Consider the following 15,875-nt stretch of genomic DNA (forward strand, 5'->3'; position numbering starts at 1 on the left):
GCTCACCTCCTGTCTTTCGTTGTCGGGGGCCAGGAGAGGCCGTCGGGTCGCGGATTGGGCGTGCGGTTGGCAGTGCAGGTCTGGGAGTGGAGCTGGTGCAGTCGCTCTCCATTGGCGATCGCGTCCTCGAGGTCGCGGCCGGTGAGTCGTCGGCCCCACACGGTCGGCTGCCCGGTGATCGAGTCGCGGTTGACGATCTTCTGCACGGTGCCGCGTTCGTCGAATGACGGGTCGACCTTGAGGTAGGAGTCCTCGCGGTTGGCATTGCGCCAGTAGAGGACCGGCAGGTGGCAGCGACGGCAGCGGCGTGGTGCTCGGCCGCTCACAGGCGGACCTCGCTCGGGTGCGGGCGCAGCTGTGTGACGAGGTCGTAGACGGCTTCCGCCTGTGCCGACAGGTACTGCGTGTCATCGGAGAGGAACTGGTCACGTTCGACGGGCTCGGCGACACCGACGATCACGGTCTCGGAGTGCGCGGTGCGGAAGTGCGCTTCCGCACGAACCACGAACGCCGGCAGATCCGACGACGCCGCATCGGTGACCAGCTCGACGCCGTCGATGTCGGTGATCGCGATCTCGACGGTGCCACCACGGCGACGCACATAGTCCGTCGCCGCGCCGAGCGCGGTCGCGGCCTGTGTCGCGTAGTCCGAGGCCGCTGTGGCCTGCGGGAGCGGGGGGACCAGGGACAGGTGGCGGTCACGCATGGCCGGCACCTCCGTCGCGTTCACATGAGGCGCACACTCCGTTCGCCACACGCACGAGCAGGCCGGGCAGCGCCCGATAGCAGCGCTGACATTCGATCTGGTCGATCGCGACGAGCGCCCCGTCAAGGTCTCGCACCTCGGCGGACAGCTGCTGCCCGCTCATGACCCGTCACCTTTGGGATCGACGAACCGGATGTACATGCACTTCTGCCGGACCGCGCACTCGAACCCCTCGACGAAGCCGCCCGTGCGCTTCCGGACCGCGGTCGTGAGCGCACCGATGGTCAATGGCTCCTGCTCCGGAGTGGGCTCGTACCGCAGCCACACACCGTGGTTGTCGGCCTTCATCGCGTAGTCGATCAGGTCCTGGCGAGCGCCCGGGATACGGCCACGCGGCGGAAGCGAGGCCACCGGGGTGAACGATCGACGCCTCACCCCACTCGTCACCGCACTCGGCGGTGCCACCTTGACGGTCGGGGCCGGACCCGGCTTGCCCTTTGCCGCAGCAACGGCCGACGCGGTGTCGATGTCCTGACCGCGCGCCCGGGCACGCTCCTCGCGGCGATCCATCGCTCTGTCCTGCGCCAGGTCGTCGCGGTCGAAGTGAGTGGCAGTCATCGGTGGCCTCGATCCGAACGTGGCGGCAGAACGTTCAGCGGGCACGACGGGCCGAGGTCGTCGACGATCTCCCCCTTGTGGATGATCATCGGTTCCCACCGGCGGCGGTCGCCGCGGTCGATCAGCAGGACCACTCCGGTGAACAGGCCGGCGACGGCCAGCATGCACGCCGCGGCGGTCTGCGCGACGGACTCGTAGAGAGACTGGATCATGGGGTGTTTCCCTTCGGCTCGGATAGGGACCCAGGCGACGCCTGGACGTTGAGGAGACCCAGGCCGTCGAGCACGGCCTGTATCTGGTCGATCGATTGCATGAGGCGAGTGATCGGGTTGTTGTCCAGGAGAGGTCGGGACGGGAGCTCAGCAGACCGCCCCCGGTCTGCGGCATCGACCGTCCCGACCGCCCCTGTGCTCCCTCGTGTCGCAACCCCAGCGACACCAGAGAGCGGCTCCACAGCGGCGCTCACGCCCACACCACCCAGGCCAGTAGGGCAACAACAGCCCAGAGCGTCAGAGAGACGACGGAGGCCAGCAGGAGGCCACGCAAGAACGCGACACCTTCAACGTCGACGTCGGATGCGCGGAGAATGCCCGACCGCCGACCTACGATTCGCGGATGACGGATTCGAACAGCTACTTCATCCCCACCTCGGGAGCCCGCGCAGTCATCAACTACAACGGGATGGACTTCTCCGTGAACGCCGAGATCGCCGACGACTTGCTCGAGGTGATCTTCTGCCTTGACGCACTCGGCGGGAGCCACTTGTTTCCGATCCCAGTCGACACCGGGGAGATCGTTCGGTTGTGGGTGACTGCCGGGGTGCCGATCGTGGTCTCCTTGCCCCCCGAGTACCCCGCCGGCAGCCAGACCCGCAGCTACGTTGAGATGGTTCTGCAGAGCCGATCTACGTAGCCGTCTACGCATTGGGCGGAGCGCATTCACTCTTGGCTCCGGTCGGTCGAACAGCTGACGCATTCGTGGACGAGCAGGTCGTCAAGAGACATTCGCAGCTCGGCCGCAATCCGGACAAGGCTATGAACCCCTGGGACCTTGTCGTTCAGCTCCAGCCGGTCAATTGTGCTGATAGAGGTGCCCGTGCGGGTTGCCAACTGCGCTCGAGTCAGACCGAGCTCCTCGCGTCGACGCCTCGCGAGACTGCCAGTAGTCAGTTTTGACATATGGCAACAGTGCCAAGTCGTACATTGACATGTCAAGAACGCACGCAATAGCATTTCTGACATGTCGCAAAAGCAGCAGCACATCTGGACCCTGAGAGGTCATTCGTTCTGCGATCAGTTCAGCGAGGGAGACGGCGGCCAGCTCCTGCCGCCTCCGGATACGTCGCCGGACATCCCAATGTGTGCGGCATGCGTGATGGCGGCCGAGCTCTACGTGGCCGTTGCAAAAGGCACAGTCATGGCATCGAGCGGATACACAGACTCTCCCGCAGCAGCCATTGACACCCTGCGTAAGACGCCGTGGTCGGACGTAGTGGACCTCGATGCACTCGTGAACGAGTGCAACGACGGACGAGAACTCGTGCTCTACAACAGGAGATTTGAGCGATGATCACTCGGGAAGTTCTTTGGGGCGACGCCCTGGCGGTTGAGATGTTCCGCACATCGGGCGGACTGAAGGCCGCCGTCGAAGCGATCGTGACACAGGTCGGGCCGGCAGTAGGTACTCGGAACACCTTCGCGAAGCTGATGCATGTTACCGACCCGGCAGACCTGTCAATGAAGGACAAGTGGCGAGCATGGTTGCTGCTCGTCGCCGTACATGAGGACCCGGCCGACTGGGGGATCGACGACGACGTGGTCCCGAAATCCATTAAGGCGGAGGCCCTTAAAAAGGACCTCCGCCAGATGGTGCGCCATCAGGGACTCGAACCCCGAACCCGCTGATTAAGAGTCAGCTGCTCTGCCAATTGAGCTAATGGCGCTTGGCCTTGGCTCTGTGTTCCGCTCCTTGAGCCGAAGAGAACATTACATGACAGTTTGCCGAGATATGAAATCGCCTGGTCAGGACGGGTTTTGGGCGCAATCCGCGGTGTTGGCTCAGGCGTTGCCCTTCGACCAGACCGACCACGGGACGTTCCAGTCACCGAGTCCGTCATCCCCCGGCAAGGTGGGGCCGACAGCGTTCTTGACGGTGACGATGTCGCCACGCTTGGCGTGCTGGAGGAACCATTCGGCGTTCTCCGGGCTCACGTTGAGGCAGCCGTTGCTGACGTCGTCGACCCCCTGATCGCCCAGTGACCAGGGCGCGGAGTGCACATAGATGCCGCTGTAGGAGATCCGGGTGGCGTCATAGACCACCTCGCGATAGCCGCCGGCCGAATTCACCGGGACACCATAGGTCGATGAGTCCATGATCACACTCGGCTCCCGCTCGGCCACGATGTAGGTGCCGTTGTTGGTGGGGGTCGAGTCCTTGCCCATCGAGGTCGGCATGGTCTTCACCACCTTGCCGTTGACTGTGATGGTGATCATATGGGTCTTGTCGTCGGCGGCCGCGACAAAGCTGCGACCCACCGTGAAGTGGGTGTTCAGTGTGTTGTCGCCGTACACGCCGTCACCGAGGTCGATGCCCTTTGTGTTCACCTTCACACTCACCTTGGTGCCGGGCTTCCAGAAGTGTTCCGGACGCCACCGCACCATCGAGTCGTTGACCCAGTAGAACGCCCCCTGCACCGGCGGATCGGTGGTGACGGTGATCGCCTGCTGCGCGTTCTTCTTGTCGGTGATGGGCTGATCGAAGTTGATCATCACCGGCTGCCCGACGCCGACGGTCTCGCCGTCGTCGGTGACGCTGGTCGCACTCGCCGTCGAATCCGCCGAGGCCGTGGAGAACCCGAGTTTGCGTGCGCCGGTCCCCTGCACGCCGTCGGCCGCGGCGGTCAGCGTGTAGTGCGTGCCGAAGTCGAGTCCGTCGGTGGCGGTCCACGTGGCGCCGTCGGACGACATCGTGCCCGCGACCGGACCGTCGGGCCCGGCGACGGTCACCGACGTCAGGCCGCCCTCGTGAGCGGTCACCGTCAGCGGCGCACCGGGCATCACACCCACCGCATCGTCGCGGACCGGACGGTTGCCCCACCCGGTCACATCGATCGTCGGTTGCCCCAGAGAACTCAGCGCCGGCACGTCACCCACCGTGTCCGGATACGACGACGACGCCGTGCAACCTGGCATAACGGTCACAGCGGCGCCGACGGTGAGTAGGAGGAGCGCGTTTCGGGCACGATGGCCCCGCGCGGGGATCACGCCATGATCCTGCGGATGACGAGGAGCGCGACGACCGCCCCGACACCGACCAGGGTGTACTTGACCGGCGGCTTGTTGAGTGTCGCCAGCGCGGTGGCCTTGGCGTCGTCGGCCAGCCGCTGCGGATTGGCGCGCGCAGCCAGCTCGTCGAGCGTGTTGGCCAGGTCTTCGCGGGCCTTCGCGATGTCCTGCTCGATACGGTCGGTATCCCCGGCCACGTGGTCCTCCCAGAGAGATGAAAAGGTTGGCGAGACGCCCTGTCACATCCGCCCGACACACCAAGGGCCGGGCGAAGACACCCGGCTCGAGGCACAGCACAGCGAAATGCATCACAAGGCTACGCCATCGCCGCAACCGTACGTGGTCTCCGATGGGCTAGCCTGAGCGTCATGTCAGGTACTCAGCGTCTCGAGGTGGGCGACCGCGCCCCGGCGTTCACCCTGCCGGACGCCCATGGCAACCCGGTCTCCCTGTCCGACTACGCCGGACAGAAGGTGATCGTCTACTTCTATCCCGCCGCGTCGACCCCGGGATGCACCAAGCAGGCCTGCGACTTCCGCGACAACCTGGCCGAGCTGAACGACGCCGGGATCGCGGTGGTCGGGATCTCACCGGACAAGCCCGCCAAACTCGAGAAGTTCATCGAGAAGGAGGGCCTGACCTTCCCGCTGCTGAGCGACCCGGAGAAGACGGTGCTCACCGAGTGGGGTGCGTTCGGCGAGAAGAAGCTGTACGGCAAGGTCGTCACCGGCGTGATCCGCTCGACGTTCCTGGTGGCCGAGGACGGCACCGTCGCCGAGGCCCAGTACAACGTCCGCGCCACCGGCCACGTCGCCAAACTGCGTCGAGACCTGTCGGTCTGATCCCCGACCGCGCACCCTTCCCACCGGATGAGCCCGCCAGTCACATGACCCCCCAGCCCCTGGTCCCCCGTAAACGACCGACGCAGGAACGCAGCAAACGCAAGTTCTCGGCGATGTTGTCGTCGGCGCGGGAACTGCTGATCGACGTCGGATTCGAATCCCTCACCTGTGAGGAGATCGCCGCACGCGCCGAGGTGCCGATCGGCACGCTCTACCAGTACTTCGCCAACAAGTACGTGATCGTGTGCGAGCTCGACCGCCAGGACACCGTCGCCGTGCGCGAGGAACTCACCGAGTTCGCCACCGAGGTGCCGTCGCTGGAGTGGCCAGCGCTGCTCGAGAAGTTCCTCGACCATCTCGCCGCCCTGTGGCGAGACGATCCGTCACGGCGCGCGGTGTGGCTGGCGGTGCAGTCCACCCCGGCCACCCGGGCCACTGCTTCGGAGAACGAACTCGTTCTGGCGCAACAGGTCTCACGCCTGATCGCACCGCTGACCCCGTCGCAGCGCGACCGGCGCGACATGATGTCGCAGGTCCTGGTGCACACCGCCTACTCGTTGCTGAGTTTCTCGGTGCAGGACGGCCACGACCACGACGAGACCGTCGCCGAACTCAAGCGGATGCTCGCCGGCTATCTCCTCCTGGAGGAGGCCTCCGCCTGAACCGGCGGACGCCTCCCGCAGGCCGCATCACTCCTCGAGGATCGCCACGGCCGCGGCGCTGGGGCCGTCATGCGTCAGCGAGACGTGCACGCGGGTGTCCCGGAGGTGCTCGGCGATCTCGCCGGCCAGCCGGACGGCCGGCCGGCCCCAGTTGTCGGTGACCACCTCGATGTCGCTGTGCCGGATCAACGGCAACAGCGGGGTCCGCGCGAATCGGCTCACCGACCACGCCTTGATCACGGCTTCCTTGGCCGCCCACCGCGCGGCCAGATGCCGCGCGTCGTCGCCGGTGCCCGCCGCCGAGTCCCGACGCTCGCCGACCGTGAAACGGTCGGCGAACGTCGTACCCGGCTGGGTGAGTTGCTCGGCGAACTCCGGGACGGACACGATGTCGATCCCGATTCCCAGCACTGCCATGGTCAGCCCGCGTATCCCGGGGTGGCGTAGGCGTCGGTCGCCGACAGCCGTGCCGACGGGTCGAGCAGCAGGCCGGCCTCGGCGTCGTGCTCGTCGAGGGCCTCGTCGAAGCGGCGGTTCGCCGGACGACGGTAGGCGGCCTCGCCACCGCACATGGCCTCCAGCAGGCGCTGGTTGCCGTTGCGCTCGCGCTCGGCGGCCGCGGTGCGGTAGACCTCGCGCTGGGCCTCGGGCAGGCTGGCGATGAACGCCTCCGGATGGACCACCGCGATCAGCCCGGACACGTGCCCGAAGCCGAGGCTGGTCAGCAGACCGGCCTTGAGCGGGAACCGCTCCCCCATCCGCAGGGTCTCGCGCGGCCACACCAGGTGCGGGTACTCGCGCATCTTCTCGTCGACGCAGTCCAGGCTGCGGTTCGGCGGGATGACGCCGTCGCGCAGCACCTGGCACAGCCCGATCAGCTGGAAGGCCGCCGCACCGCCCTTGGCGTGTCCGGTCAGCGACTTCTGCGACACCACGAACAGCGGGGCACCGTCACCGCGACCGATCGCACCGGCCAGCCGCTCGTGCAGCTCGGACTCGTTGGGATCGTTGGCGCGGGTGGAGGTGTCGTGCTTGGACACCACCGCCACGTCGTCGGCGCCCACACCCAGTGCGCTCAGCGCGCAGGCCAGCGGCGAGTCGGTGGCACCGCGGGCCGCACCCAGGGCACCGAGGCCCGGGGCCGGGATCGAGGTGTGCACACCGTCACCGAAGCTCTGCGCCCAGGCGACCACACCGAGGACCGGCAGGCCCATCTGCGCGGCCACGTCACCGCGGGCGAGCAGGATCGTGCCACCGCCCTGGGACTCGACGAAGCCTCCGCGCCGACGGTCGTTGGCCCGCGAGTAGCGGCGCTCGTCGATCCCGCGGGCGGCCATCTTGGCCGACTCCGCGGTGGCGGACATGTCTCCGAATCCGACGATGCCCTCGATGCCGAGGTCGTCGAATCCGCCGGCCACCGCGAACAGCGCCTTGCCGAGGCGGATCTTGTCCACACCCTCCTCGACCGACACCGCGGCCGTGGCGCAGGCGGCGACCGGGTGGATCATCGCGCCGTAGCTGCCGATGTAGGACTGCACGACGTGCGCGGCGACGATGTTCGGCAGCGCCTCCTGCAGGATGTCGTTGGCCTTGGTCTCGCCGAGCAGCGTGTTGATGTACAGCTCGCGCATCGAGGTCATGCCGCCCATGCCGGTGCCCTGGGTGTTGGCGACCAGACCCGGGTGCACCCAGCGCATCAGCTCGCTCGGGGTGAAGCCCGAGGAGAGGAAGGCGTCGACGGTGGCGACCAGGTTCCACAGCGCGACCCGGTCGATGGACTCGACCATGTCGGCCGACACGCCCCAGCGGGTGGGGTCGAAGCCGGTGGGGATCTGACCGCCGACGGTGCGGGTGAGGGCGAACTTGCGCGGCACGCGGATCTCGGTACCGGCCAGGCGCGTCACCTTCCACTCGCCGGTCTCCTCGTCGGCGACGACGCGGGTCTTGCCCGGCTCGGCCGAGGCGAAGGCCCGGGCCTCTGCCTCCGAGGCGACGGTGAAGGTGAGGTCCTCGTCGAGGAAGACCGAGGTCATCAGCGGCGAGGTGTTGTCGATCATCGCACCGTCGTCGGCGTAGCGGCGGATACCGCAGCGCTCGACCACCGCATCGTGGTACCGCTCGGCGATCTCCGACTCCGCGACCGGGTCACCGGACTCGGTGTCGTACCAGCCCGGCTTGGGCGCGGTGTCCCAGTTGATCATGCCGGTGTTCCAGGCGAGTTCCAGAACACCTGCGGCGCTGAGCTTCTCGTCGACCTCCATCTCGAAGCGGGTGCGCGCCGAGCCGTACGGCCCGAGCTCACCGGCGCCGACGATCACCACGAGGTCCTCGGGGCGGGCGTCGATCGGCGCCCACTCCGGACGCAGTCCCTGCTTGGCGCGGGCCGGTGCCGGCAGCGCCGCGACGGTGATCTGCTCGTCGGCGTCGACGGCCTCATCGGTGTCGGGGCCGGCGGCGTCGGCGGCCTGCGAGGCCAGCGCCTTCAGGTCGATCGACGGGTCGAGCCCACCGGTGAAGTCGGCGGTGACCGCGGTCTCCCGGGCGGTGGCGCGGGTGTTGGCCTCGCACAGCCCCAGCAGGTTGGTGGCCATCTCCTCGGTGGTCCAGGTGCGGACCCCGGCGGCCTCGACGGCGTCGACGAGCCCGTCGTTGTGGCCCATCAGACCGGTGCCCTTGACCCAGCCGATCAGGGCGTGGGCCAGCGTGGTCCGTGAACCCCAGTCCTCGGCGGCCCACCGGTTGGTGAGCGCGTCGAGGGCGGCCTTGGACTCGCCGTAGGCACCGTCACCGCCGAACAGACCGCGGTTGGGCGATCCGGGCAGCACGACGTGCAGACGGGCTGCGAGATCGTGGTCGGCGCCGATGTCGGACAGACCGGCGATCAGCCGCTCCACCGACCACAGCAGCACCTTCATCTCCAGCTCGGCGCGACCGCCGGCGTCGGTGAGATCACCGGCGACGCGCGGGGCGGCGAACGGGAACAGCAGCGTCGGCTTCAGCGCCGGCTTGACCACCGCGGTGGTGCCGCCGAGGTTCTCGGTCTGCTCGCCGCCCAGCCAGGCGACGAGGTCGTCGATGTCGGTGTAGGAGGCCATGTTCGCCGGGGCCACCCACAGGGCGGCGTCGTGGCGGGCATGGGTGCGGTAGAGCTCCTTGTAGAAGGCCAGGCGACCGGAGTCCAGACGCGAGGTGGTGGCGACGACGGTCGCACCACCGGCGAGCAGGCCACCGACCACCGATGCGGCGATCGAGCCCTTGCTGGCGCCGGTCACCACGGCGACCTCGTTGCTCCAGCGCCCGGTCCCGGATGCCTGTGCGGCGGACACGATCTCGCCGAAGGCGCGCTCGTGCACCGGGTTCCCGGCAGCGGCGGCCTTGGCCCGCCACCAGCCGGCGTGCTCGGCGACGGTGGCGCCGGTGCCGGTGAAGCCGGCCACACGGGCGTCGAGACCGGCCTCCAGTTCGGTGGCCTCGGTCAGCCAGATGCGGGCGAGATCCTCGCGGGCGCTGGCCCAGCGGTCGTCCACCAGCACCACCTTGGCCTCGTCGAAGGCCGGGGCGACGGTGCGGGCCCAGTCCGAACCGAGCTCGTCGCTGACCAGTGCGGCGATCACCGCGTTCGGGTCCTCGACGTTCTCCGGGGTGGAGAGTTCCTCGGCCAGGCCGAGCTTGGACAGCACGGTGTAGGCGGCCGAGGCCAGGGCCCCGTCGCGACCGGTGATCTGCTCGGTGAACTCACCCAGCGCAGCGGCGTCGACGGTGGCCCCGCCACCGGACTCGGCGGCCGGCTTGGCCACCGCGATCCCGCGGGCGGCACCGGCGGCGGTGACCGCACGGTCGATCAGTGCGTCGAGGGCGTCGGTGTTGGCGACCGCGCCGTCGAGCAGGTCACCGAGGTCGCCGCCACGGACGCTGGCGCCCTCACGGGTACCCAGGGCCAGGGCGACGGTGGTGTGCAGACCCCAGCCGGGGCCGAGCTGCCACACGCCGGTGACACGGTCGGTGATGTAGCCCTGGCGCTTGCCGGTGGGGCCGATCACCTTGCGGATCTGGTCGCCGACGGCGTCGGTCAGCACCGAGCCGAGCGGACGGTAGCCGCGGGCCAGGCTGCTGACGGTGGATGCCAGTGCGGCCATGTCGGCCTCGGCGGCACCGTCGATGGCGCCGAGCCCGAGCTCGCCGCCGATGTCGAGCAGCAGCTGGTTGCGCCGCGAGGACACACCGTCACAGAGTGCCTCGATGGTGTCGGCGGTACCGATCTGGTCGGTCCGCATCTTGGTCCACAGCGCGATCACGGACTTGACCGCATCGGCGGGGCCGAAGGCGATGTCGTCGGGACGCGGGCCTGCGGCCGCGGCGGGAACGACGGCCGGCGCTGCGGCCGGAACCGGTGCGGCGGTGGCGGTCTCGGCCGCGGGTGCGGCGTCGGCGGGCTCGTCGGCCTCGGGCTCCGGAGCGGAGTCCTGGGCCAGGATGACCGCGCTGTCGCGTTCGACGTTGACCACCTCGGTGGTCGCCGAGCCGTACTGGTCGAGCTTGAGGGTGTTGGTGGCCAGACCCGACAGGGTCGGGGCACCCTTCACACCGATCTCGACGAAGCGCTGCACACCCAGCCCGTCACGCTCGGAGCCGGCGAACAGCAGTTCCTGGGTCTCGATCCAGCGGACCGGGCTGGCGAACTGCCAGGCCAGCAGCTCGATCAGCACCACGCGCAGCAGATCGCTGGGGCGTGCGGCCCACGAATCCCAATCGGCGAGAACGGCATCCAGCGGGTCCGAGGGGACCAGCGCGGCGATCTCGGCGACGAAGTCGCGGCCCAGGTTGAACAGGCGCGGCACCAGGTTCGGGATGTAGCGGCCGACCAGGATCTCCGGGTCGATCTGCTCGGGCAGCAGGGCGTCGAGCTTGCCGCGGAACTCCGGCACACCGGCGCGCAGCACGGTGGAGTGGAACGGCACGTCGATGCCGGGCACCACGATGAACGAACGGCGGCCACCGAATTCCAGACGGCGACGCTCGATCTCGGCCTCGAGGGCCTCCAGGCCCTTGACGGTGCCGGCGATCGCGTACTGCGAACCGAGCAGGTTGAGGTTGACCACCTCGAGGAACTCGCCCACCTCGGCGCCGACCCCGGCGACGAAGTCGGTGACCTGCGCGTCGTCCAGGCCGAACTGGCTCGGACGGATGGCGGCCATACGGTAGTCGCTGCGCCCCTTGGCATCTCGCGGGACGAGGTGGTGCATCGCCTCGCCACGCTGGAAGACCACCTCGAGGACGGCCTCGAGCGGCAGCACACCGGCACAGGCGGCCAGGGCGTTGTACTCACCGACCGAGTGGCCACAGGTGATGGCACCCTCGACGAAGCCCCCGGCCTCCTTGAGCTCGGCGATCTGCGCGACACCCAGGGTGGCCATGGCAACCTGGGTGAACTGCGTCAGGAACAGCACGCCGTCGGGATGGTGGTAGGTGGTGCCACCGGCGACCAGGGTGGTCGGGTTGTCGCGGACGACGGCCAGGATCGAGAAGCCGAGCGCGGCGCGGGTGTGCTTGTCGGCACGGTCCCAGATCTCGCGGGCGGCCTTGGACCGCGACCGGGCGTCGAGACCCATGCCCTTGTGCTGGATGCCCTGTCCGGGGAAGGCATAGACGGTACGCGGGGCGGCGAGCAGACCGGTCGCGCTCATCACCAGGTCGTCGCCCACCTTGCAGGTGACCTCGACGACCTCGCGGCCGGCGTCGAGACCGACGCGGTCGGCGCGCACGGTGATCTCGTCACCGGTGCGCACCATGCCCAGGTAGCGGGCGGTCCAGCCGAGCAGCGGACGCGGCGACGGCAGCGGGTTCTTCGCGTCGGTGGCGGTCACCACCTGCTGTGCGGCCGCCGACAGCCACATCCCGTGGACGATCGGGTCACCGAGACCGGCCAGCTTGGCGGCCGAGGCGTCGGTGTGGATCGGGTTGCGGTCACCGGAGACCGCGGCGAAGCCGTGCATCCGCGCGGGGGCGGTGATGGTGGCGATGCGCAGCGGCTTGCGGGTGGCCGACCGCTCGTCGTCGAGGGCGCCACCGGCACGTGCCGGGTCGGCCAGTTCGGCCTCGCCCAGGCGGCCGCGGATGGCGAAGCGCTCGGCCATCACCGCGACCGGGGTGTCACCGTCACGGATGTCGACCGACACCTCCACGACGCGGCCGACCTCGGTGTCGGCGACCGCACCGAGGGTGGCGGTGACGACGAGTTCGGTTGCCGCAGCCGGGATCTGACCGGTGACCTCGACGGCGTGGTCGAGGTGAACCAGGTCGAGCAGGCCCTCGACCACCGACAGTCCGGCGTCGGTGGTGGCCGCACCGATGACACTGAAGACGCTCGGCCAGCAGGAGCGGACCAGGGTGTCGGGGACGGCGAAGCCGTAGGGCTGCGCCGGGGTGGTCGGGTGCAGATGCGCTGGCAGGGTGTAGCCGGTCACCGCGGCGTGGTCGGCGACCGAGTCGGGCTGCCAGGCGACGGTGGTGGTGGACACTCCCCCGGTGACCGGGGCGAGGGACCCGCCCGCGGCGACGGTGAGGATCTCGCGCATCGCGGTCGAGGCGTCGTCGGCGAGCACCCGCGGGGCGCCACCGTCACGCAGGGAGATGTCGACCAGCAGCGGGATACGCACGGACGTACCGGAGATCGGCACGACCAGGTCGAAACGGTCCTCGGTGATGTGCTCGAGCACCGTGCCGGACGGCTCGTGCTCGGCGCGCTCGCCGGAGATCACGGTCCAGCGATCGCGGTCGCCGAGTCGTGCGATCGGGCTCGGCACCATACGGCCGGCCCAGTTGACGTCGTCGGCCTCGAGCACGGTGGTCAGCGCGCCGTCGGCCTCGACCAGTCCGGCCTGCTTGCGCGACTCCACCGGCACCGGGGTCTCCCCCGCCGCCGACAGGTCGGACACGACGCGGGCCTCGAAGCGGTCGAGCAGGTCACCGACCGGCTCGTCGACCCGGGTGATACCGGCGACGGCCACCGGGCCGGGGATGATGCACACGGCGTCGGCCGGGTAGCGGGCGTCGTGGGCCTGCCACAGCGAGTCGCTGCGCCACCAGCGGCGGACGTCCTTGTCGATCACCGGGACGAAGTTGACCGGCTTGCCGGGGGTGCGGCACAGCTCGAGGAAGAACGCGACGTCGGCCGGATGCAGCAGATCCACCTCGACCGACGGGTAGACACCGACGAGGGCGTCGATCGCGGCATGCGGATCGGCGACGGCGGTGGCCTCGGCGAACATGGTGGGGATCGCGCCCGAGTCCTGCGGGTTCATCCGGGCCTCGGTGCGGCGCAGCATGTCGACGAAGCGCTGCTGCCAGGTGATGTCGGCCCACGGCAGCTGGTCGTCGTTGGCGTCGCCCACCGCGAGGGTGGCGTAGCGGTCGAGCCAGGCGTGGTAGGTCATGTCGGCGACGTCGCCGAAGTAGGGCTTGGCGGTCGGTGCCATCGCGGCGATGATCTCGTCGCGGCGTTCGGCGACAGCGTCGGCGTCACCGGCGACGTCGTCGAGCAGGCGACCGCAGCGTGAGGCGGCGTTGTCGACCTCGTGGATGTCGGCGCCGAGCTGGCTTCGGCCCGAGGCCATTCCGGCGGTGGCGCGACCGGCACCGATCCACTCGTCGCAACCGACGGTGTCGACCAGCAACTGCTTGACCTCGGGAGCGGTGGTGGCCTCCTTGGTGGCCATCGCGGCTGTGCCCACCAGGATGCCGTCGAGCGGCATGGCCGGGAATCCGTGCTCGGTGGCCCAGGCGCCGGTGAGGTAGCTGCTGGCGCGCTCGGGGGTGCCGATGCCGCCGCCGACGCAGATCACGACGTTCGGACGGGCGCGCAGCTCACCGTAGGTCGACAGCAGCAGGTCGTCGAGGTCTTCCCAGGAGTGGTGACCACCGGCGCGACCACCCTCGATCTGCACGATCACCGGGTGGTGCGGGACCTCCGCGGCGATCCGGATGACCGAGCGGATCTGCTCGACGGTGCCGGGCTTGAAGGCGACGTAGCGCAGGCCGGCCTCGACGAGCTCGTCGACCAGCGCGACGGCCTCGTCGAGTTCGGGGATACCGGCGGTGACGATCACGCCGTCCAGCGGGGCGCCCTGGGCGCGGTGCTTCTGCACGAGGCGCTTGCCGCCGAGCTGCAGCTTCCACAGGTAGGGGTCGAGGAACAGCGAGTTGAACTGTGCCTGACGGCCGGGCTCGAGCAGCTCGGTGAGCTTGGCGACGTTGTCGGCGAGGATCGCCTCGGTGACCTGGCCACCGCCGGCGAGCTCGGCCCAGTGGCCGGCGTTGGCCGCGGCGGCGACGATCGCCGGGTCGACGGTGGTCGGGGTCATGCCGGCCAGCAGCATCGGCGAACGGCCGGTCAGACGCGTGAAGGCGGTCTCGACCACCTGGCGTCCGTCGGGCAGCTCGACGAGGCTGGGCGCGAACTCGTTCCAGCGTCGGGCCACCTCGGGGATTCCGCCGGGGCTGAACAGGTTTCGCTGTCCGCCACGGGTCGCAGCGGCCACCAGGCCGACGCCCTGGCCACGGACCAGCGGCGAGGCCAGACGGGTGGCGAGGTCACCGGGACCGAGGTCGAGGATCCAGGAGGCGCCGGCGGCGACGGCCGAATCGACGGTGCCGACCCAGTCGACGGTCTCCACCAGGATCTCGCGGGCGAAGCGGGCGGCGAGTTCGACGTCGATGCCGCAGACCCGGGCCCACTCGGAGACCAGGTCCACCGCGGCGGCCATCGCCGGGTGGTGGAAGGCGACGCTGACGCTCAGGTGGTCGAAGGTCGGGGCGAACGGCGCACCGCCGGTGACCTTGCGCTTGCGCTCGTCGGCCTCCTCGGCGGCAACCTTCTCGCAGTGGGCGGCGAAACCCTTGAGGTGACGGGGGGCGCCGGACAGGACCACCGAGGTGCGGCTGTTGCGGATCGCCACGACCGGAGCGGTCTCGAGCTCGGCGCCGGTGAGACCGGCACGGTAGTCGGCGAGGAGGGCGTCGATGCGCTCGGGACGGATGCCGGTGACCGCCAGCATCGGGGTGCCGTCGCCGGCGGTGGCCAGACCGCGACGACGGGCGACGATGGTGCCCGCGGCGCCGATCAGGTGCGCGATCGCCAGGAGGCCGCCCTGACCGGATTCCGCGATCTCGCCGTTGGCACCGACCGCACCGGTCGCAAGGGTGCCCTGGGAGTGGCCGATCACGGCGGCCGGGGTGATCTGCGCGGTGTCGAGGCCCTGCTTCTTGAGGGACTCGATCGCGGCGAGCTGGGTCAGCAGGACACCGGGCCCGGACAGGGTGAAGTCGGCGAGCTCGGCCTCGGCCGGCACGGTCTCTTCGGCGTCGAGTGCGTGGACCCAGGTCAGCGGGTGGAAGCCGTCGGGGCGGGCCATGGTGACCTGCTCGGCGACCGGCTCGACGAGACGCTCGGCGGCATCGACGATCGCCGCGATGCGATGCTCGAGGTCGGCGTCGATCACCAGTTCCGCGAGGGTCGGCAGCCATGCCGCGCCCTGACCGCCGAAGCTGATTGCGTACGGTTCGCCGCCGGTGAGGCGGTCGATCAGTGTCTGCGTGGCGCGCCCACTGTGGGCGGCGCCGGCTCCGGTGCGGTGGTGATCGACGGTCACATGGCCTCCTGATGGCTTCGTGATGTATGGCAACCCGAACCGACCCCGGACATGCGGTATCGCGACCTCACCCGGGTGTTCGCCGGCCTGGCCCTCTGGTTGCACTGTTTTGCGAA

13 protein-coding genes and 1 tRNA gene are annotated in these 15,875 nt (G+C 69.4%); 4 read left to right on the top strand and 10 right to left on the bottom strand.

The window, feature by feature from the left end; genetic code table 11:
• Positions 1 to 2 precede the first annotated feature (2 nt).
• The 5 genes from Q9K23_RS03455 to Q9K23_RS03475 are packed head-to-tail and all read right to left on the bottom strand — an operon-like array spanning position 3 to position 1,536.
• Entirely contained in the window at positions 3 to 326 is a 324-nt protein-coding gene (locus Q9K23_RS03455; RefSeq protein ID WP_020789774.1) for a hypothetical protein, read from the bottom strand.
• On the bottom strand, positions 323 to 706 hold the full coding sequence (locus tag Q9K23_RS03460; protein WP_160319567.1) for a hypothetical protein: 384 nt from the start codon (positions 704 to 706) through the stop codon (positions 323 to 325). The genes Q9K23_RS03455 and Q9K23_RS03460 overlap by 4 nt, the downstream gene beginning before the upstream one ends.
• Positions 699 to 869, bottom strand: a complete 171-nt coding sequence (locus tag Q9K23_RS03465; RefSeq protein WP_020789760.1) for a hypothetical protein — start codon at positions 867 to 869, stop codon at positions 699 to 701. Before Q9K23_RS03465 ends, Q9K23_RS03460 begins: the two co-directional genes overlap by 8 nt.
• A complete protein-coding gene (locus Q9K23_RS03470) occupies positions 866 to 1,324 on the bottom strand; it encodes a hypothetical protein (protein ID WP_053776122.1) in 459 nt (152 codons plus the stop codon). Before Q9K23_RS03470 ends, Q9K23_RS03465 begins: the two co-directional genes overlap by 4 nt.
• Positions 1,321 to 1,536, bottom strand: coding sequence for a hypothetical protein (locus Q9K23_RS03475; protein WP_020789744.1), 216 nt, complete (start codon positions 1,534 to 1,536; stop codon positions 1,321 to 1,323). Before Q9K23_RS03475 ends, Q9K23_RS03470 begins: the two co-directional genes overlap by 4 nt.
• Before the next feature lie 403 nt (positions 1,537 to 1,939).
• Here Q9K23_RS03475 and Q9K23_RS03480 point away from each other — a divergent pair, with 403 nt between their 5' ends.
• Together Q9K23_RS03480 and Q9K23_RS03485 are read left to right on the top strand one after the other, a co-directional pair.
• On the top strand, positions 1,940 to 2,236 hold the full coding sequence (locus tag Q9K23_RS03480) for a hypothetical protein (RefSeq protein WP_020789748.1): 297 nt from the start codon (positions 1,940 to 1,942) through the stop codon (positions 2,234 to 2,236).
• Positions 2,237 to 2,563: 327 nt separating this feature from the next.
• Positions 2,564 to 2,893: a hypothetical protein gene (locus tag Q9K23_RS03485; protein ID WP_053776121.1), complete on the top strand. Its 330-nt coding sequence runs from the start codon at positions 2,564 to 2,566 to the stop codon at positions 2,891 to 2,893.
• Positions 2,894 to 3,190: 297 nt separating this feature from the next.
• Here the strand turns inward: Q9K23_RS03485 and Q9K23_RS03490 are convergent.
• The 3 genes from Q9K23_RS03490 to Q9K23_RS03500 all read right to left on the bottom strand — a co-directional run bounded on the left by Q9K23_RS03490 (position 3,191) and on the right by Q9K23_RS03500 (position 4,805).
• Positions 3,191 to 3,266: transfer RNA gene (locus Q9K23_RS03490), tRNA-Lys, on the bottom strand.
• Between the two features lie 115 nt (positions 3,267 to 3,381).
• Positions 3,382 to 4,587 carry an Ig-like domain-containing protein gene (locus tag Q9K23_RS03495; RefSeq protein WP_053776120.1) on the bottom strand — a complete coding sequence of 402 codons (1,206 nt, stop codon included), beginning with the start codon at positions 4,585 to 4,587 and terminating at the stop codon, positions 3,382 to 3,384.
• Positions 4,584 to 4,805, bottom strand: a complete 222-nt coding sequence (locus Q9K23_RS03500) for a DUF3618 domain-containing protein (RefSeq protein ID WP_020793436.1) — start codon at positions 4,803 to 4,805, stop codon at positions 4,584 to 4,586. Before Q9K23_RS03500 ends, Q9K23_RS03495 begins: the two co-directional genes overlap by 4 nt.
• Before the next feature lie 171 nt (positions 4,806 to 4,976).
• On the opposite strand from Q9K23_RS03500, the gene bcp reads away from it, so the two are divergent.
• Together bcp and Q9K23_RS03510 are read left to right on the top strand one after the other, a co-directional pair.
• Complete coding sequence (gene bcp / locus Q9K23_RS03505) at positions 4,977 to 5,450, top strand: thioredoxin-dependent thiol peroxidase (protein WP_053776119.1); 474 nt, start codon at positions 4,977 to 4,979, stop codon at positions 5,448 to 5,450.
• Positions 5,451 to 5,494: 44 nt separating this feature from the next.
• Positions 5,495 to 6,112: a TetR family transcriptional regulator gene (locus Q9K23_RS03510; RefSeq protein WP_020793435.1), complete on the top strand. Its 618-nt coding sequence runs from the start codon at positions 5,495 to 5,497 to the stop codon at positions 6,110 to 6,112.
• Between the two features lie 27 nt (positions 6,113 to 6,139).
• Here Q9K23_RS03510 and Q9K23_RS03515 read toward each other — a convergent pair whose 3' ends face one another.
• Together Q9K23_RS03515 and Q9K23_RS03520 are read right to left on the bottom strand one after the other, a co-directional pair.
• Entirely contained in the window at positions 6,140 to 6,529 is a 390-nt protein-coding gene (locus Q9K23_RS03515; protein WP_059035205.1) for a holo-ACP synthase, read from the bottom strand.
• A 2-nt stretch (positions 6,530 to 6,531) separates the two neighbouring features.
• The gene (locus Q9K23_RS03520; RefSeq protein WP_305950390.1) at positions 6,532 to 15,759 is read right to left on the bottom strand and encodes a polyketide synthase; all 9,228 of its coding nucleotides are present in this window, start codon (positions 15,757 to 15,759) and stop codon (positions 6,532 to 6,534) included.
• Between the last annotated feature and the right edge of the window lie 116 nt (positions 15,760 to 15,875).

Origin of the sequence: Gordonia sp. NB41Y, assembly GCF_030718915.1 — a bacterium.
GTDB lineage: Bacteria > Actinomycetota > Actinomycetes > Mycobacteriales > Mycobacteriaceae > Gordonia > Gordonia desulfuricans.